The following is a 17,111-nucleotide window of genomic DNA, read 5'->3' as shown; positions in this document are numbered from 1 at the left end:
ATATGCGCATTTCTTGTGTATGTGCCGGGCAGTGATCCCTTCATTGATCACTGCGGTCTCAGGGGGAAAAATGGCAGCCAGGCCTCTCGTCGCCCGTCAGCCGAACGAACGGCTTCAGACGCTCATCCAGGAAGCCGCCTGTTCCAACGCGGGCCTCGCACGTCGCGTCAACATGGTCGGGACGGAGCGCGGGCTCGACCTCCGCTACGACAAGACCTCCGTGGCCCGCTGGCTGCGCGGACAGCAACCGCGTGGCAGGGCACCGGGAATCATCGCCGAGGCGCTCGGCCGCAAGCTCGGCCGTACGGTCACGATCGACGAGATCGGCATGGCCAACGGCAAGAACCTGGCCTCGGGAGTGGGCCTGCAGTTCGCGCCCACCGTGCTCGGTGCGATCGAGCAGGTCTGCGAGCTGTGGCGCAGCGACGTGGGGCGCCGCGACCTGCTCTCCGGGTCGGCCGTGGCAGCCTCGGCGCTGGTCGAGCCCAGCCGGGACTGGCTGATCACGGGCGCCGACCCGCAGGTGGCACGGACGGCGGGTGCCCGGGTGGGCATGCCGGACGTGGAGGCGGTGCGGGCGATGACGGCCGCGCTCGTCGACCTGGACCACCGCTTCGGCAGCGGACATGTGCGGCCCGTCCTCGTGCACTACCTCAACAGCGTGGTGTCGGGGCTCCTTTCGGGGGCGTACCGCGAGTCCGTCGGCCGGGAGCTGTTCGGCGCGGCCGCCCGGCTCACCGAACTGGCCGGGTACATGGCCGTCGACACCGGTCAGCCGGGGCTGGCCCAGCGGTACTACATCCAGGCGCTGCGCCTCGCCCAAGCCGCGGGCGACCGGGCGTACGGCGGCTATGTGCTGGCCGCGTCGATGAGCCATCTCGCGGCCCAGCTCGGCAATCCGCGCGAGATCGCGCAGCTTGCACGGGCGGCGCAGGAAGGTGCGCGGGGCCGGGTGACGCCGCGCGCGGAGGCGATGTTCCACGCGGCGGAGGCCCGGGGGCACGCGCTGATGGGGGATGCCCGCACCTGCCAGGTGGTGGCGGGCCGGGCGCTGACGGCACTGGAGCAGGCCGACCCGGACACGGGCGACGACCCGTCCTGGATCGCGCACTTCGACGCGGCCTACCTCGCGGACGAGCTGGCGCACTGCCACCGCGACCTCGGGCAGGCGGAGCCGGCCGCGCGCAGGGCGAAGGAGGCTCTCGCGGCCCTCCCGGAGTCCCGGACCCGCCGCCGCGGGATCGGGCTGGTCCTGCTGGCCACCGCGCAGGTGCAGCAGCGTGAGGTGGAGCAGGCGTGCCACACGGGCCTGCGGGCGATGGAGCTCCTGGGCACGGTGCGCTCCAGCCGGGGTGCTGAATATCTCGATGACCTCAAGCAGCGGCTTCTGCCGTACGGGGAGACGCCCGCGGTCCGGGAGTTCGGCGCCAGGATGGAGCTTCAGGCCGCCTGAGCTGCCGATTCTTCGAGTCCGCCATGAACAGCGCCGGAAGCGGGCTGCGTGTTACCGGCTGTGTGAAGGGGTGGTGAGCGCTCCTGGGCGCTTGGCGTGGGGCGGCAGCCACCCGATAGCGTGAGCCGACGATTCCATAGGTTCACACGTAGGAGTCCCGGTGACGCAGAGCGGACAGGGTGACGAGCGGCAGCTCCCTGCTGTACGGCCCGCGCACGAAGGTGTCGTGCTGCCCGCGGAGGGCGGTGCCCCCTGGACCGCGGGAGGGCCCGCAGGCGGCCCGGCGGCCGACCAGGCCGCCCCCGCGGGCGGGCAGCCGTGGGGCCAGCCCTGGGGGCCGCAGGACGCGCACCAGGACGGCACGGCCCCGGGGCAGCTCCCGCCGGAGCAGCACCAGCCGGGTGCGTACGCACCGCAGCACGGGCAGTACCAGCCCCAGCAGCAGCAGTACGCCGCCCCGCAGGACCCGTACGCGCACCGGCAGGACCCGTACCAGCAGCCGTACGCCCAGCCCCTGCCGCCCGAGGCCGTACCCGGCATGGGAGCGGGCGGGGACGCGGACGCCACGCAGTACATCGCGCCCGTCCCCGGGGGAGCCGGTCCCGGTGGCCTGCCGCCCGAGCACCACGCCGAGTCGACCCAGTACCTGGGGCAGACGTCCCAGCCCGCCCAGGCGGGCGACGCGGACGCGACCCAGTACATACCGCCGGTGCCCGGTGGAGCTCCGTACGGCATACGGCCCGGGGCCCCGGGCGACCGGCAGCCGCCCGCGGAGTTCGACAGCCTGTTCCGCAGCGAGGAGCCGGCGGGCGCCACGCAGCAGATGCCCCGCTTCGACGCCGGTCAGCAGCAGCCGCGCCACCAGCAGCCCGGCCGGCCCTACCAGGGTGCGCACGGGCAGCCGCAGCCGCCGCAGGCCCAGCAGCCCTTCCCGCCGGGCATGCAGGGCGCGCAGGAGCCGCCGGACTACCAGGGGCGTGGCGGGCAGGGCGGACGGTCCTCGCACATCAAGCTGATCGCCGCGGTCGTCGTCGGCTGTGCCGTCATCGGGCTCGGTGCGGGCGCGCTGATGAGCGGCGGCGACGAGGGCGGCAAGGACGACAAGCAGCCGGTGGCCGCGCAGAGTTCACCCGCCGCCGGGGAGCCGACCGCCAAGGCGGCCGACCCGGCGGAGCCGCAGGCCCAGGCGCTGGACAAGCTGCTCGCCGACAGCAACAACAGCCGTGCGGCGGTGATCGGCGCGGTGGAGAAGATCAAGAGCTGCCGGGCGCTGGACCAGGCGGCCGCCGATCTCAGGGGCGCCGCAGCGCAGCGCCGCGATCTGGTGACCCGGCTCGAAGGGCTGTCCGTGGACCAGCTGCCGAGCCACGCGGAGCTGAAGTCCTCGCTGACGAAGGCCTGGCAGGCGTCGGCGGAGGCCGATGACCACTACGCCGCGTGGGCCGGCCAGGCGAAGAACAAGAAGGTCTGCAAGGGCGGCAAGGCCAGGTCGACCGATGAGACGGCCAAGGCCACCGCGTCGAGCGGTGAGGCCACCCTCGCGAAGCGCGAGGCCTCGGGGCTGTGGAACTCCATCGCCGAGAAGTACAGCCTGACCAAGCGCGCCCCCACCCAGCTCTGAGGGGCACGGCCCTCGGGCCCCGGCTCCTCGGCCGGGGCCCTTCGGCCGTACGTCAGACCATGCGGCGGGCGTCCATCAGGGTCTCCGTGACGTCCACGAAGCCCTTCTTCTGGGCGACCAGGCGCCCTTCGCGCACCACCTGGAACGTCACCTGCCCGTTGACGATGCGCGGATACCCGGGCGAGCCGATGGTGTCCGCCCAGCGCCAGCGCAGGACCGGTGTCAGGCCGCCGGTGTCCACCTCGGCGCCCCGGTTGAGTGCGACCGCCAGGCTGCTCGCCGTGATCTCCGGCCGGTCCATCGCCTCGACGACCTTCCTGAGCGCGGTGTACGCGATCCACGTCGTCTGCACGCCGGTGTCCTCGGGGTCGATCCGGTTGTCGCCGAAGGCGTACTTCTCGATCACTCCCCGCATCTCGGCCCAGCGGGCATCGCCCGAGTCCGGGTACCAGCCGGTGACGTACGCGCCCTCGAACGGACTGTTCCGGCCGCCCGTACGGTCGATGAGCGGCTGCCCGATGCTGCCGAGCACGGAGGAGATGCGGACCTCGCTGTCCTCCGGCTCCAGACGGCGGAACGAGTCGAAGAACGTCTCCGTGCGCTCGCCCAGCACCGCGGTCACACAGCCGTCGTCGGCCTGCTGGAGAGCCTTGGACGCCTGCGAGTCGTACGACGTGGCCCCCTCGGGAGCCCTGATGTCGTAGGACGCGGGCCGGTCGGCCTTGGAGAGGCTCGAGTCGACGAGCGAGGGCATGCCGTCACCGACCAGCGAGTCGGGCCGTACGAGCGACACCTTGTCGCACGTGGCCGCCAACTGCTGCCCGTTGCCCGCGAGCAGGGCCGACTGGCCGCCGTTGACCGGGTAGGAGAGATAGCTGACGAACTCGTCGGCCGAGGCACCGTAGCCGCCGATGTACGGAATGCCGGCGGCCTCCAGAGGGGCCAGGAAGGACCGGCCGTGCCTGCTGTACGAGCCGACGACCGCGACCGCGTTCTCGTCGACCGCACGCCGGGCGCACTTCGCCGCGCCGCGCGAGGTGTCGTCCTCGTTGCAGGTGATCACCCGCAGCTCGTGACCGTCGATGCCGCCCTGCTCGTTGATCCAGCGGCCGTAGGTCCTCGCCATGGCAGGCATGCCCGCCATGTTCACCGAGTCGGCGCCGGTCGCGTCGGGGGCCCAGGTCATGACGGTCACGGGCTCCCTGGAGCCCCCCGAGACTCCAGGGATCACCCCGCAGCCGGATATCAGCAGCGCCCCTGCCGCCGCCGTACACGTGAGGACTTTGTAGGGGCGGGGGGAGGTGAGGCGTCGCCATCCGGTCATGGGCATGAACTTTTCCGCCCCAGGTGTAACGCCGCAGTGTGCTCCGTTCAACGCTCGGTGACGTAAAGATGAATTACAGGGGGCTGTGTGCACACGGGCGGAGGGAACGTACGATCGACAACCGTGCAGCAAGGTTCGGAGAACACTTCCCGTCGCGGCCGTCGCTCCTCCACCATGGGCGACATGCCGCTCAACGACATGCCGTGGTGGCGCTGGCGCAGCAATGTGCGCTCGGCGCTGCACATGCTTTCCGACCCCGTCTTCCACCATGAGTGCTGGCTGGCCGGCCGGGAGGGGTACGGCGACGTCACCGACGCCGTGTACCGCCTGGTCGAGGACACCTGGCTGGACAACTGGTCCGCCGAGAAGTACGTAGGGACGATCTTCCGCGACTCGGCCGAGGCCGCCCTCGTGGACGTCGCCGCGCTGCGGGTGCTGCGCATCATGCACCAGGTCGGCGCGGACGCTCCCGTCTCCGTCTACCTGGAGCACCAGGGCTGGCCCGAGGCCGTCGCGGCCGCTCGCGAAGCCCATGTGATGCTCGCCACGAACGACGCGGAGGACCCGGACATTCCCCCGCGTTCCCTGGACGTGCTCCGCATCATGACCAGATCGGCCTGACCCGGGAAGGGTGTGGCACCCTACGGGAATGACCGCGCCGCAGCCTGCCGAATCCGTCCCCGCCGCTGCCTCGGACGCCTTTGCCGAGCAGTACGTCCTCACGCTCTCGTGCCCCGACAAACAGGGCATCGTGCACGCCGTGTCGAGCTATCTCTTCATGACCGGCTGCAACATCGAGGACAGCCAGCAGTTCGGCGACCACGACACCGGTCTCTTCTTCATGCGGGTCCACTTCTCCGCGGACGTCACGGTGAACGTGGACAAGCTGCGGGCCAGCTTCGCCGCGATCGGCGACTCGTTCCGGATGGACTGGCAGATACACCGCTCCTCCGACCGCATGCGGGTCGTGCTGATGGTCAGCAAGTTCGGGCACTGCCTCAACGACCTGCTCTTCCGCTCCGGCATGGGGGCGCTGCCGGTCGAGATCGTGGCCGTCGTCTCCAACCACACGGACTTCGCCGAGCTCGTCGCCTCGTACGGCGTTCCGTTCCGGCACATCCCCGTGTCCAGGGAGAACAAGGCGGAAGCCGAGGCGCAGCTCCTCGAGCTCGTACGCGGTGAGAACGTCGAGCTGGTCGTGCTGGCCCGCTACATGCAGGTGCTCTCCGACGATCTCTGCAAGCAGTTGAGCGGCCGGATCATCAACATCCACCACTCCTTCCTGCCGAGCTTCAAGGGCGCGAAGCCGTACCACCAGGCCCATGCGCGCGGAGTGAAGCTGATCGGTGCCACGGCGCACTACGTGACCGCCGACCTCGACGAGGGGCCGATCATCGAGCAGGAGGTCGAGCGGGCGGGCCACGGCGTCACGCCGGACCAGCTCGTCGCCATCGGGCGCGATGTGGAGTGCCAGGCGCTGGCGCGCGCGGTCAAGTGGCACGCCGAGCGGCGCATCCTGCTCAACGGCCGCCGTACGGTGGTCTTCGCCTAGGGCCTCTGGATCATGCCGGGCTCGCGGGGTCCGGCCTGATCCAAACGAAAGACCCCAGCGCCTGACCGGTTCACAGCCGGCTGAGGGACGCCGCGGCGAACAGCACGTCGCGGATCGCCTCGCGGTCGCCCTCCTGGCCCGCCGCGGCTTCCACCGGCGGGACATGTCCGGCGACCAGCCGGCAGAACTCCACGCCGTCGAGTGCGACCTGCGCGACCGTGTGGTCGGGGGAGCCGACGGCGGCCGGTGAGTCCAGCGCGATGTACCAGTTGCCACCGCCCCGGCCCTCGACCTCCAGGTGGAGGGACCGGCCCGGGGATCCGGCCGTGACCAGCTGCCGGGCGGGCGCGGCCAGCCCGGCGCGGCGGCGGCCCGCGAGGGTGGCGGGCAGCAGCCGGGCCGCCAGGTCGATCATCCGGTGGAGATGGGCGGCGGCGGGCGGCTCGTACGGGTAGTCCACCGCGTCCGCGATGTCGCCGCCGTGCACCCAGCACTCGAAGGCCCGCTCCAGGAGCGAGTCCTGCAGCGGGAGGGCGAAGTCCCCGTACGGAACGGACTGTTCCGCGACACCGCGGCCGGCGAAGGACACCGTACGGATGAGGGTGTGGCTCTGGTCGCGCCAGGGTTCCCGGACGGCCCGCGTGGGCGGCCTGAAAGCGGCTGACCAATACGTTTCGGTGCGCTCCGTCGGCGACAGGGGCTTCACACCGGCTCCGAGCGGGTCGTCGAGCCCGAGAGCCGTGGAGACCAGGCCGTCCACGGCCATCAGATGGGCGATCACTCCGGCCACCGTCGTCTTGCGGTTGACCTGGCGCTCGCCCTCGAACCACTTCAGCCGGACCGGCGCGTGCCACTCGGAGTCGCCGATGTCCCGGAGCAGGGCGTCGAGCCTGGCGGTCTCCGCGTCGTAGGGAGCGGCCCAGGCCGGGACCGGGATCTTCGCCGGGCGGCGGCCCAGACAGCCCTCCAGAACCCTTGCCCGGAGCATCGGATCCAGGTCCAGGCTGACGTCGCTGTGCAGGAGCCCCACGGCGTCGCGCAGCCGCAGCGCCTCCTCCGCGCAGGGTGCGCACACGGTGAGGTGGTCCTCGACCGCGGCGGTCTCCTCGGCCGAACAGGCGGCCAGGGCCCAGGCGCCGAGAAGGGACTTGAGCACCTTGTGGGAGAGGGCCGGAGGGCCGGGCTCCGGGGGAGTCATCGCCGTGAGGTCCTCGCTGTCGTCCGCGGCGGCCCGTGGTCCGGGTATGCGCCGCGCGCCCAGGTTCTCCCCGTCGCGGCCGTTCCCGTCGTTGCCCCCGGTCACAGCGCCCGCCCGTATCCGGGCGGTGAGAAGCCTTCCAGCGGACGGTTGTTCGCGGTCGAGAGCAGCTGCAGCCCCAGGCGCAGCCGGCGCCGGGCCTCGTCCCCGGTGACACCGAGGTCGGCCGCGGTCTGCCGGTAGTCCCGGCGCTGGATGTACGCGAGCTCCAGTGCGGCGCGCAGCGGCGCGGGCATCGACGCGACGATGTAGTCGGCGCGGGCCGCGGCCGTGGCCCTGCGCACCCGCTGCTCCAGCTCCTCCGCCGACAGGGTGCCGTCCTGGCCGCCGGAACCGGCCTCGTCGTCATCGACGTCGTCGTGTGCCCTGCGGAGCCACTGCACGGACCGGTGATGGGTGAGCCGGGTCACCCAGGACCTCATGGAGCCCTGTTTGGGGTCGTACGCGTCGGGGTTCTCCCAGACGTAGCCGAACACCTCGCGGGTCACCGCGTCCGCGGCTTCCTCGTCGTCGAGCATCCGGTGGGCCTGGCTGTGGATGAGCGCCGCGAACCGGTCGTAGAGCTCGCCGAGAGCCGCCGCCTCGCCGCGCGACAGCCGCTGTTGCATCCGGCGGTCCCAGCGGGGTGGTGCGTCCTTCGCCATCGTGCCCCCAGCCCTGTGCCCCTCGTCACGTCGAATGTAGTGGCCGCTGTCGGCCGTGCACGCACCTTTCCACCAAGTACGTCCCTCGAGTGGCGCCGGATGATAGGGAATACGTCACGCGTTGCCGTTTCCGGGCAGGGTAAACGGACTTCAAGTGATCATTTCTGGATGAAACCAGCGCCGGTCCGGTGGGCGGGCGGTGTTTCACGGGCGGCGGACGGGGGCAGCCGCGAGGAGGAACGGAAACTTCCGCATCCTCGGGATTCCCCGGAACGAGAGGCCCAGTCGCGTGACGCTGAAGGTGGACGAGACCGAACAGGGCGAGTGGACCGTGCTGCGGATCCGGGGCGAACTCGATCTGGTGACCTCACCCGTCGTACGCCAGTCCGTCCACGGGGCGGTGGCCGAGGGCCAGCACGACGTGGTCCTCGACCTCTCGGGCGTCCTCTTCTGCGACTCCAGCGGTGTCGGCGTGCTGATCGCATCCCGCCGCCTGATGAAGTCCTGCGGCGGCCGGCTGCGGCTGATCCTCCCGGCCAGGGGCGCGGAGGACGGCTCGCACGTCAACAAGGTGCTCGGTGCCCTGGGGGTGCGCCGCCTCTTCGAGGTCTACCCCGACGCCGAGGCCGCCACGGACGAGGAGTCCCGGCCCCTCACGGCGTGACCTCCTGAGTTAAGACCAGGTTGTAACACCGGCTGAGGGCTTTAGTGACACGTGACGCCGTTCGGCGTCGTACGCTCCCCGCATGGACAGCGCAGAGTACGAGCGCAAGATCGCGCACCGCTTCGCCGCCTTCGACCAGGACGGCAACGGCTACATCGATCGCGCCGATTTCAACGCCGCGGCATCCCGTCTGCTCACCGAGTTCGGTACGACGGCCCGCTGCGACAAGGGGCAGGCCCTCTACACGGGCGCCGAGGCCTTCTGGCAGGGCATGGCGGGCATCGCCGATGTGGACGGGGACCAGCGTGTCACCCGTGAGGAGTTCGTGGGCGGGGCCGTGAAGCGGCTGCGTGACAGCCCCGAGCGCTTCGCGGAGATCGCCCGCCCGTTCCTGCGCGCGGCGATCTCCGTCGCCGGCGGAGCGGAGTCCGCCGGCTCGGCGTCCGCCCCTGTGGCGGCCGTGGAGCGGGCCCTGCGGGTCCTGGGCGCCGAGGACGCGGTCGCGGGCGTCGCGGCCCGGAGCCTGGACGCCGACGGGGACGGCCGGATCGCCGAATCGGACGCGGTGGCCGCGTTCGCGGCGTACTTCACCGTGATCGAGCCGGACGCGTAGGAACTCCGCTCAACACGCCCAACCGCACAAGCAGTTCGCGCCGGGCCCGCCGCATCGACCGCGGTGGGCGGGCCCGGGGGTCCCGGGCTGGTGGGGGGCGGAGCGGACGCGTGCGGGCGGCGGGGTGCGGGGTGACGCAGTGCAGCCGATACCGGGTTGTGTCCTGGTCCGACTCGTCACCGGGCGGAGTCGTCCACCCGGCTCGGGTACGCTCCGTTGGATGCGAGTGGTTCTGGAACCGAGGGATCCGGATGTGGCCTGTGCGGCGACTCCGGGCCGGGAACGGTGCCCTGCTCGTGACCCACGGAGATGCGCCGGGCCTGCCGGGGAGTCAGCTCCCTCGGCGTCGACGCGCTCCTGTTCGACTCTCCGCAGCGTGCGTCGCACAGTATGCACCACGCGTACTCCTTCGCGCTGGAATATGCCCGAAGCGCTTGTTGCGGTGACTGTACGTCAACCATGCTGTCTCGCAGGGGAGTCACGTTCCGTGACCCTGAGGAGGCGCGAGGCGATGTGTCCGCCGGTTCGGATGGTGTGAGCGGTGCAGGTGCTTCAGGTTCAGCTGGAGGTCGGGCCGGATCCCGCAGAGGTGGGGAGGGCCCGCAGATGGGCGCGGTCGCGACTGGTCGGGTCCGGAATAGAGGACGATGAGCCGCTCGCCGAGACGCTCATCCTGCTGATCTCGGAGCTCGTCACGAACGCGGTGGTCCACACGGGCTGCCCGGCCGTGCTGCGGATGCTGTTCGGCTCCTCGGGATCGACCGGGACGGTGCGGGTCGAGGTGGCCGACACCAGCTGTTGTCCTCCTCAGCCGCGTCACGCCGAGGGCGAGGACACCAACGGCCGTGGCCTGGAGCTGGTCGACGGCCTGGCGGACCGCTGGGGCTGGCTGCCGGAGGGCGCCGGGAAACGGATCTGGTGCGAGGTCGACCGGGGCGGCCCCGTGATGGTCCCGGTGATCCAGGAACAGCCGGGCGACCTCGCGCGACGGGCCAGTCTCTGAGGACGGCGGCCCGTGTGTCCTAGCGTCCCTGCCCGGGGACCGTCGAGCGGAACGTACGCCGGTACACCGTCGGCGACACCCCCAGCGCCGCCTGGACATGCTGCCGCAGGGACGTGGCCGTACCGAACCCCGCGTCCCGTGCCACCTGGTCGACCGACAGGTCCGTGGACTCCAGCAGCTGCCGCGCCCGTTCCACCCGCTGCTGGGTGAGCCACTGCCCCGGGCTGATGCCGACCTCCTCGCGGAAGCGGCGGGTGAACGTCCGTACGCTCATCGACTCCTGGTGCGCCAGGTCGCGGAGCAGGATCGGCTGTTCCAGCCTGCCGAGCGCCCAGGCCCGCGCGCCGGTCGTCGTCGCGAACTGCGTCTCGGGGACGGGCCGCTGGATGTACTGGGCCTGGCCTCCGTCGCGGTGCGGGGGGACGACGGTGCGGCGGGCGACGTCGTTGGCGACGGCGGTGCCGTGGTCGCGGCGCACGATGTGCAGGCAGAGGTCGATTCCGGCGGCGACCCCGGCGGAGGTCAGGACGTCGCCGTCGTCGATGAACAGGACGTCCGGATCGACGCGGACGTTCGGGAAGAGCCGTTGGAAGTGGTCGGCGGAGGACCAGTGCGTGGTGGCGGGGCGGCCGTCGAGGTAGCCGGCGGCGGCCAGGACGTAGCCCCCCGTGCAGATGGAGACCATCCGCGTACCCGGCCTGATGTACGCGAAAGCGGCGGCGAGCTCGTCGGTGAGCCTGCCCTCCGAGTACACCGGGCCGAGCTCGTACGAGGCGGGGACGACGACCGTGTCCGCGGTCGCCAGTGCCTCGGGGCCGTGCTCGACGACGATGCTGAAGTCCGCGTCGGTGGCCACCTTGCCCGGCGGGCGGACGGAGCAGGTCACGACGTCGTACAGTTTCGTGCCCCTGTTGAGGGGCTCGGAGCTCAGTGAACGGCCGAAGATCCGCTGGGGAATGCCCAGTTCGAAGGGGAGCAGCCCGTCGAGGGCGAGTACGACGACGCGGTGCGGCATGCGGATTCCTCTCCCACGGCCGGCTTGCTGAGACCTTAGGGGTGATAGGTGTCATCGACGTGAAGGAAAAGTCGGCGGGCCCCGCATTCATTCCCTCGGTGGCCGGTTCCCGGGCGGTGGCGGCGGCAGCAGCTCTTGTGACGGTGGCGGCGGGGCTCGGCGTGCGGTCCGTGGCGGGCGGTGAGCTCGCGAAGTACGCGGGGGACGCGCTCTACACCGTACTGATCCACGCCCTCGTCCTGTTCCTCGTGCCCAGGGTGCGGCCGCTGACGGCTGCGGGGTCGGCCCTCGCGTTCAGCTGGGCGGTCGAAGCGGCGCAGTTGACGGGGGTCCCGGCCCAGCTGTCCGGGCGGAGCACGGTGGCCCGGCTGGTGCTCGGCTCGACGTTCAACGCCCCCGACCTGTTCTGGTACGTGGTGGGAGCCGCCCTGGCCTGGGCCGTGCACACCGTGTACCGGAACAGGTCCGGCGCCTGACCGTACGGAGTGGGCGGCCCGATCCCCGGTGGCCCGATCCCTGCGAAGGGTGTCTGTCCAGCCACTCGTACGGGGGGCGCGGCCCCCGGATGCTGGCTGCGTGACACAGACAACCGAAAGCGCCGCCAGGGACGACGACCGTCGGACCACTCCCGCCGACGCACCCCGCCGTTCCTCCCGCCCGCGCATCCACCGGGCATGGATCGTGGCCGCCGTCACCTTCGTGACGATCATCGGCGGGGCCGCCTTCAACTCCCTCCCCGGCCTCCTCATCGACCCCCTCCACACGGAGTTCGGCTGGTCGCGCGGGGAGATCGGCCTTGCCGTCTCGATCGACATGGCGCTGTACGGGCTCACCGCGCCGTTCGCCGCCGCACTCATGGACCGGTTCGGCATCCGCAGGGTCGTGGTGGTCGCGCTGAGCGCGGTGGCCGCCGGGGCGCTGGCGAGCGTCTGGATGACGGCGTCCTGGCAGCTGATGATCTACTGGGGCCTGCTCGTCGGCCTGGGTACCGGCTCGATGGCCATGGCCTTCTCGGCCACCGTCACCAACCGCTGGTTCGTCGCCCGCCGGGGTCTGGTCACCGGCATCCTCACCGCGGCCGGCGCCTCCGGCCAGCTGGTCTTCCTCCCCCTGTGCGCCTGGATCGTCGACGAGCACGGCTGGCGGCCGGCCTCGGTGACGGTCGCCCTCGCCGCGCTCGTCGTCGTCCCGTTCGTCTGGCTCCTGATGCGGGACCACCCGGCCGACGTGGGGCTCGCTCCGTACGGCGGTCCGTACGTGGAGAAGCCGGCTCCCGCGGTGGGCGCGGCGACCCGTACCGTACGGGTCCTGCTCGACGCGGCCCGCACGGGGCCGTTCTGGCTGCTGGCCGGCTCGTTCGCCATCTGCGGCGCCTCCACCAACGGCCTGATCCGCACCCACTTCGTGCCCTCGGCCCACGACCACGGCATGGAGATCACCGCGGCGGCCTCGCTGTTGGCGGTCATCGGGATCTTCGACATCATCGGCACGGTATTCAGCGGCTGGCTCACGGACCGCTTCGACGCCCGCAGGCTGCTGGCCGTCTACTACGCGCTGCGGGGCATCTCGCTGCTGTTCCTGCCGATGCTGATGGCACCGGCCGTGCACCCGTCGATGCTGTTCTTCATCATCTTCTACGGTCTGGACTGGGTCGCCACGGTCCCGCCGACCCTGGCCCTGTGCCGCGAGCACTACGGCGAGGACAGCGCGATCGTCTTCGGCTGGGTGCTGGCCTCGCACCAGGTGGGCGCGGCCCTGGTCGCGTTCCTGGGCGGCGTCGCACGTGATGTGTTCGGTTCGTACGACGTGGTCTGGTACGCGTCGGGGGCACTGTGCGCGTCGGCCGCCCTGATGGCGCTGGTGATCCGGCGGAAGCCTGCCGACGGCGCGCTGAAGGACGCGGCCGTCGGCTGAGGCGGGAGCCCGTGGCAGGCCCCGCCGCGCGAGCGGCTGCCCGGGTCAGCGACTGCGGGCCAGCCGTCCGGCGATCTTCCGGGCGTCCAGGGCCATTTCGCGGAGGTTCCCGCTGATCGGATTGGTGAACCCGGTGAAGTAGAGGCCGGGTGCCTGTCGCGGGCTGTGGGCGCCGTGGACCACGGGGCGGCCGCGGGCGTCCAGTACGCCGAGGTGGCCCACCAGGTCCTCCAGGGCCCGCCGGTACCCGGTCGCCGAGATCACCGCGTCCGGGGTGATCCGGGTTCCGTCGGCCAGCACCACCGTGTTCTCGTCGAAGGACTCGACGGCCGCCACGGGGACCACCCGGCCGCGCTTCACCGCGTCGATCAGGCCGACGTCCTGGACCGGGATCGCGCCCTCCTTGACCCGGGAGTACAGGCCCGTTTCCGGTCGGGGCAGTCCCTGCCCGGAGAGGTCGGGGACGGAGATGCGGGACAGCAGGCCACCGGCGCGGTCGACCAGGCGGACCGGCAGTCTGCGGACCAGGACGGCGGTCGCCTGCGCCGGCCAGCCCGCCGTCGAGCGGCGCACGATGTGCGGCGTGGTGCGGACCGCGATCCGTACCCGGGAGGCGCCGCCCTCCACGAGGTCCACGGCGATCTCCGCCCCGGTGTTGCCGATGCCGACGACGAGGACGTCCCGGCCCGCGTACGGCGCCGGGTTGCGGTACTCGGCGGCGTGCGTCAGTTCGCCGGTGAAGGTGTCCGTGCCGGGCCAGTCGGGTGTCCGCGGGGTGTGGTTGAAGCCGGTGGCCACGACGACGGCCCGTCCGGTCAGCATCCGGCCGCCGGTCGCGGTCAGCTGCCAGCCGGTTCCGTCGGCGGCCGGGTCGATCCGGTTCACCTCGACGCCCGTCACCACCTCCAGCCCGTGGTGCTCGGCGTACTTCTCCAGGTAGCGCACCACGTCGTCGCGCGAGACCCAGCGCCCGAACCGGCGCGGCATCGCCAGCCCCGGCAGAGCCGACCAGCGCCGGGTGGTGTGGAGGTGCAGCCGGTCGTAGTGGCGGCGCCAGGACGCCCCGACGGCACCGGACTTCTCCAGCACCACGGCCCGTACTCCCTGTTCCCGCAGGGTCGCTGCGACGGCGAGGCCGCCCGGCCCGCCGCCGATCACATAGACCGGCCGGTCGTCGGTGCGGTCGATGGAGGAGGGGAGAACGGGGCCACCGGCGGTGGATGTGCTGTCTGACATGTTCCGGAGCGTAATCCGGCGTTCACTTGATGGGTCTCGGTCAAGACCGGAATCGGTTGCGAATTGATCACGGATGCGTGGTTGCTGTGCGTTCTGGGGCTGATTTCGGCTGCGCCTGCACACAAGCGTTCACGGAACCGGTGCGGTGACTACGGCCAGAGCAGTTCGCGGGTCCACGTGCCGCCGGCCTCGCGGCGGTAGCGCAGCCGTACGTGCCGCCGCTGCGCGTCGCCCTGGAAGAACTCCGCCTCCTGGGGCTCGACCACATAGCGCGTCCAGGTCTCCGCGTCCGCGTCGGGCTCGGCCCGGGCGCGTTCCCAGGCGGCCTCGGAGGCCCGGACGAGCTCCTCGTACGAGGCGAGCACCTCGCTCTGCGAACCCGTCAGCGCGGCGGCCAGCGCGCCGGTCGACCGGGCGTGCAGATCGGCCAGGCTCTCCGCACGGCCCACGGGGGTGACCGTGCCCCGTACCCGGATCTGGCGCCCCTGGGCGGGCCAGTAGAAGTTGAGGGCCGCGTGCGGGCGGGCCGCGAGCTGGCGGCCCTTCTCGCTGGTGGAGTGCGTGGCGAAGTGCCAGCCGCGCTCGTCCGCGTCGTGCAGCATCAGCGTCCGCACGTCGGGCCTTCCCTCGGCGTCCACGGTCGCCAGGGTCAGGGTGTGCGGTTCCGTCTGTCCGGCGTCCACCGCCTCGGCGAACCAGGTGTGGAAGAGGGTGAGGGGGTCGGCGGGTGCGGTGGACGGGTCGAAGCGGGGGAGGGTGACGTCCCAGACGCGCTGGGCGTGGAGCAGGTCGCGGAAGGCCTTCTGTGCATCGCTCATGGATCCATTCCACAGCTTTGCGGGGCCGTTCGCCCAGTGGGGTGCGGGAACGCCGACGGCGGACCACGTGGGGAGTGGTCCGCCGTCGGTGAGACAGGACGGGGGGCGCCGCGGGGTGGCCGCGGGTGCCCGGCGTGTGTGGGGGGTCCTGGCCGGCGCCTACCTGACCGGCTTCTTGCCGGTGATACCGAGGTGTACCAACAGGGCGAGGTTCGGCCGGAGTTCGGCCTGCTTCACACCCCAGGTCGTGAAACCCTTCTGGTGCGAGGCGACCGCGGCCAGCATCACGACCATGGAGCCCGCCACCGCGGCGGGGCTGACGTCCTTGTCGACCTTGCCCTTGGACTGGAGCTCCTTGACCGAATCCGTCAGGGAGTTGGTGACCGAGTTCAGGATCTTCATGCGGATCTTGTTGAACCGCTTGTCGCCCTCGGCCGCACCGAGGTCCACGACGCGGAGGATCGCGTCGTTGCGCCGCCAGAAGTCGAGGAATCCCTCGACGAGTTCTTCGGATGTCTGCCAGCCGGCCTTGCCGATCCAGGAGCGGCCTGCGACCAGTTCGGTCAGGCCGGCACCCTCCTTGGCCATTTCCTCGGCGACTTCGAGGACGGCGCCCTCGACGTCGGGGAAATACTGGTAGAAGGTCGCGGGTGAAGTCCCCGCCTTCCGGGCCACGTCGATGACCTTGACGTCCCGGTACGGCGAGGAGCTGAGCATCTCGCTGAGGCAGTCGAGCAGCTTCTGCCGCGTCGCCTGACCGCGCCGACCAGCCACGCGGCCGTCGACGGTGCGTACTTGTCCTGTCATGCCGTCAGCTTACCGAGGGGTGATCGGAGCGCGATTTGACCGACTGCAAATGGGGAACGCCCCAGTGCCGGCGGGGTGCACGGCGCTTTTTCGCGGGGGCGGGCCCGGTCCGGAGGAAGGTGATCCGGGGTGGGTGCGGAGCCGGCGGACGAAGGTGAACCGCAGCTGCCGGCGCGGTGGGAGCTTCCGGTGTGACGGTCTTATCAACAGCCTGTGGATAACTTCGGTGGACAACTTTCGTCCACGAGGGGCGCAGAACCTTCACGATTCGGGCGAATGTTCTATTTAGGCGCGTCGGGATGCTCGGGGCGCGCCACGCGGCACCCGACGTTACGTTGACTGTGACGGGCGTCACCGCTACGGAAGGACCCGGGCCCATGGCCGTATTCGCGCAGTCGGCGCCGTGCTGGGTGGATGTGCAGCTCTCCGACCTCGAAGCCGGCAAGCGCTTCTACGGCGGGCTCTTCGGCTGGACCTTCCGGGCGGGTGACGGCATGCCCTTCGCCGACGCCTTCAGCGACGGCAAGCTCGTCGCCGCACTCGCCGCCAAACAGGACGGCCGCATGCCGACCGCCTGGGGCGTCTACTTCGCCACCGACGACATCCTCGCCACCGTCGCCGGGATCCGTGAGGCGGGCGGCCAGGTGATCACCGAACCCGTCCGGGCGGGCCGGGCCGGTGTCCTCGCCCAGGCGGCCGATCCCGGCGGCGGGGTCTTCGGGCTGTGGCAGGCGGGGGACAGGGCCGGCTTCGAGAAGCAGAACGAGCCGGGGTCCTTCTGCTGGACCGAGGTCTACACCCGGCAGCCGGAGCGTGTGGACGCCTTCTACGAGGAGGTCTTCGGCTTCCAGGGCACGGCCCTCGACGAGCCCGAGGGCGGGGGCGGCGACAGCGATGTGCTCGGTACGGACTTCCGCATGTGGTCCCCGGCCGGCAGTGATCCTGGGCCGGGCACCGCGATCGGCGGACGGAGCGTCATCACGGACGCGTTCCCCGAGATGATGCCCAGTTACTTCCTCAACTACTTCGCCGTAGCCGACTGTGTCCGTACGGTCGAGACCGCCACCCGCCTGGGTGGCCGGATCTCGGCTCCCCCCTTCGACATTCCGTACGGGCGCATGGCGGTCCTCCAGGACGACCAGGGCGCCGCTTTCGCCGTACTGCAGCCGACCGAGCTGTTGCCGTAGCT

17 protein-coding genes are annotated in these 17,111 nt (G+C 71.3%); 10 read left to right on the top strand and 7 right to left on the bottom strand.

The window, feature by feature from the left end:
- The first annotated feature begins 70 nt into the window (after positions 1–70).
- Together OG257_RS16610 and OG257_RS16605 are read left to right on the top strand one after the other, a co-directional pair.
- Positions 71–1,453, top strand: a complete 1,383-nt coding sequence (locus OG257_RS16610) for a transcriptional regulator (protein ID WP_329208480.1) — start codon at positions 71–73, stop codon at positions 1,451–1,453.
- A gap of 160 nt (positions 1,454–1,613) precedes the next feature.
- A complete protein-coding gene (locus OG257_RS16605) occupies positions 1,614–3,074 on the top strand; it encodes a hypothetical protein (RefSeq protein WP_329208479.1) in 1,461 nt (486 codons plus the stop codon).
- Between the two features lie 52 nt (positions 3,075–3,126).
- On the opposite strand, the gene OG257_RS16600 is transcribed toward OG257_RS16605, so the two are convergent.
- The gene (locus OG257_RS16600) at positions 3,127–4,398 is read right to left on the bottom strand and encodes an ABC transporter substrate-binding protein (RefSeq protein ID WP_329208478.1); all 1,272 of its coding nucleotides are present in this window, start codon (positions 4,396–4,398) and stop codon (positions 3,127–3,129) included.
- A 174-nt stretch (positions 4,399–4,572) separates the two neighbouring features.
- On the opposite strand from OG257_RS16600, the gene OG257_RS16595 reads away from it, so the two are divergent.
- On the top strand, positions 4,573–5,019 hold the full coding sequence (locus tag OG257_RS16595; RefSeq protein WP_329215137.1) for an SCO4402 family protein: 447 nt from the start codon (positions 4,573–4,575) through the stop codon (positions 5,017–5,019).
- Between the two features lie 28 nt (positions 5,020–5,047).
- Positions 5,048–5,950 carry a formyltetrahydrofolate deformylase gene (purU, locus tag OG257_RS16590; protein WP_329208477.1) on the top strand — a complete coding sequence of 301 codons (903 nt, stop codon included), beginning with the start codon at positions 5,048–5,050 and terminating at the stop codon, positions 5,948–5,950.
- 70 nt (positions 5,951–6,020) lie between these two features.
- Here the strand turns inward: purU and OG257_RS16585 are convergent, their stop codons facing one another.
- Both OG257_RS16585 and OG257_RS16580 read right to left on the bottom strand, forming a co-directional pair.
- Positions 6,021–7,253 carry a zf-HC2 domain-containing protein gene (locus tag OG257_RS16585; RefSeq protein ID WP_329208476.1) on the bottom strand — a complete coding sequence of 411 codons (1,233 nt, stop codon included), beginning with the start codon at positions 7,251–7,253 and terminating at the stop codon, positions 6,021–6,023.
- The gene (locus OG257_RS16580; protein WP_329208475.1) at positions 7,250–7,852 is read right to left on the bottom strand and encodes an RNA polymerase sigma factor; all 603 of its coding nucleotides are present in this window, start codon (positions 7,850–7,852) and stop codon (positions 7,250–7,252) included. The genes OG257_RS16585 and OG257_RS16580 overlap by 4 nt, the downstream gene beginning before the upstream one ends.
- Positions 7,853–8,141: 289 nt before the next feature.
- Here OG257_RS16580 and OG257_RS16575 point away from each other — a divergent pair, with 289 nt between their 5' ends.
- The 3 genes from OG257_RS16575 to OG257_RS16565 all read left to right on the top strand — a co-directional run bounded on the left by OG257_RS16575 (position 8,142) and on the right by OG257_RS16565 (position 10,132).
- Positions 8,142–8,516, top strand: coding sequence for an STAS domain-containing protein (locus OG257_RS16575; protein WP_329208474.1), 375 nt, complete (start codon positions 8,142–8,144; stop codon positions 8,514–8,516).
- An 82-nt stretch (positions 8,517–8,598) separates the two neighbouring features.
- Complete coding sequence (locus OG257_RS16570; RefSeq protein ID WP_329208473.1) at positions 8,599–9,129, top strand: EF-hand domain-containing protein; 531 nt, start codon at positions 8,599–8,601, stop codon at positions 9,127–9,129.
- A gap of 541 nt (positions 9,130–9,670) precedes the next feature.
- Entirely contained in the window at positions 9,671–10,132 is a 462-nt protein-coding gene (locus OG257_RS16565) for an ATP-binding protein (protein ID WP_329208472.1), read from the top strand.
- A 19-nt stretch (positions 10,133–10,151) separates the two neighbouring features.
- Here the strand turns inward: OG257_RS16565 and OG257_RS16560 are convergent, their stop codons facing one another.
- Complete coding sequence (locus OG257_RS16560) at positions 10,152–11,147, bottom strand: GlxA family transcriptional regulator (RefSeq protein WP_329208471.1); 996 nt, start codon at positions 11,145–11,147, stop codon at positions 10,152–10,154.
- Positions 11,148–11,206: 59 nt separating this feature from the next.
- Here OG257_RS16560 and OG257_RS16555 point away from each other — a divergent pair, with 59 nt between their 5' ends.
- Positions 11,207–11,623, top strand: coding sequence for a ribosomal maturation YjgA family protein (locus tag OG257_RS16555; RefSeq protein WP_329208470.1), 417 nt, complete (start codon positions 11,207–11,209; stop codon positions 11,621–11,623).
- Positions 11,624–11,723: 100 nt separating this feature from the next.
- Entirely contained in the window at positions 11,724–13,061 is a 1,338-nt protein-coding gene (locus tag OG257_RS16550; protein ID WP_329208469.1) for an MFS transporter, read from the top strand.
- A 45-nt stretch (positions 13,062–13,106) separates the two neighbouring features.
- Here OG257_RS16550 and OG257_RS16545 read toward each other — a convergent pair whose 3' ends face one another.
- From OG257_RS16545 to OG257_RS16535, 3 genes are all read right to left on the bottom strand, one after another.
- Complete coding sequence (locus tag OG257_RS16545; protein ID WP_329208468.1) at positions 13,107–14,297, bottom strand: flavin-containing monooxygenase; 1,191 nt, start codon at positions 14,295–14,297, stop codon at positions 13,107–13,109.
- A 149-nt stretch (positions 14,298–14,446) separates the two neighbouring features.
- Entirely contained in the window at positions 14,447–15,115 is a 669-nt protein-coding gene (locus OG257_RS16540; RefSeq protein WP_329208467.1) for a pyridoxine/pyridoxamine 5'-phosphate oxidase, read from the bottom strand.
- Between the two features lie 159 nt (positions 15,116–15,274).
- On the bottom strand, positions 15,275–15,922 hold the full coding sequence (locus tag OG257_RS16535) for a TetR family transcriptional regulator (RefSeq protein WP_329208466.1): 648 nt from the start codon (positions 15,920–15,922) through the stop codon (positions 15,275–15,277).
- 377 nt (positions 15,923–16,299) lie between these two features.
- Here OG257_RS16535 and OG257_RS16530 point away from each other — a divergent pair, with 377 nt between their 5' ends.
- Positions 16,300–17,109, top strand: a complete 810-nt coding sequence (locus tag OG257_RS16530; protein ID WP_329208465.1) for a VOC family protein — start codon at positions 16,300–16,302, stop codon at positions 17,107–17,109.
- The last annotated feature ends 2 nt before the right edge of the window (positions 17,110–17,111 follow it).

The sequence above is a fragment of the Streptomyces sp. NBC_00683 genome (assembly GCF_036226745.1).
In the GTDB taxonomy this organism is placed as follows: Bacteria; Actinomycetota; Actinomycetes; order Streptomycetales; family Streptomycetaceae; genus Streptomyces.
This window is presented reverse-complemented; position numbering and strand designations above follow the sequence as displayed.